The sequence below is a fragment of the Stenotrophomonas sp. HMWF023 genome (genome assembly GCF_003060985.1).
Taxonomy (GTDB): Bacteria; Pseudomonadota; Gammaproteobacteria; order Xanthomonadales; family Xanthomonadaceae; genus Stenotrophomonas; species Stenotrophomonas lactitubi.
In genome coordinates this window covers 29942-30730 of record NZ_QAIJ01000326.1, presented here as the reverse complement: position 1 = coordinate 30730, position 789 = coordinate 29942, and the positions used below count along the sequence as shown (strand labels likewise).

The following is a 789-nucleotide window of genomic DNA, read 5'->3' as shown; positions in this document are numbered from 1 at the left end:
TGCACAGTGTCGAGGCCACGCTGTATGCGCTGCCCGGTGTGCGCCAAGGCTTCATCGACCTGCGGCTGCCGGAGAAACCCGGTCAAGCGCTCAATGTACGGGTGATGTCGGCTGATCCCACGCAACGCGGCGGCCATCACGACCGGGCGCATGATCTGCTGCAGCTCGATCCGGCCACCGGCGCGGTTCTCGACGCGCGCCCCTACGCGCGGCAGGGTGCCGGCGGCCAGCTCACCACCAGCATGTTCGCCCTGCACTCGGGCAGCTTCTTCGGCATGCCCGGACGCATCGTGGTGATGCTCAGCAGCCTGGGCATGTGCCTGTTCTTCATCACTGGATGGCTGTTGTACCTGGACCGTCGCCGCAGCCAGCGCGCCGCGCGCGCGCTGCGGCAGACCGTTCCGGCAGCAGCACCCCGCGCCGCAGGCACACCGTGGCTGGTGGTGCATGCCAGCCAGAGCGGCCTCGCCGAACAGTTGGCCTGGCGTGCGGCGGCACAGCTGCAGGCGGCCGGCCACGGGGTGCAGGTACTGCCGCTTGCGCGTGTGACTGCCACGCAGCTGCAAGCCACCCCACAGGCGCTGTTCGTGCTCAGCACCTTTGGTGATGGCGAGCCCCCGGACAACGCACGGCGCAGCGCGCGCCAACTGCTGGCACAGATGCCGGACCTTTCCGGGCTGCGTTACGGCATGCTCGCGCTGGGCGACCATCAGTACGATCAATTCTGCGGATTCGGCTTGCAGGTGGACGACTGGCTGGCCCGCGCGGGCGGGCAGCCATTGTTCACGC

At 68.9% G+C, this 789-nt stretch carries 1 pseudogene; it reads left to right on the top strand.

The features are described from left to right. Positions 1 to 789: pseudogene (locus DBR20_RS23555) on the top strand (flavodoxin domain-containing protein); the annotation flags it as partial.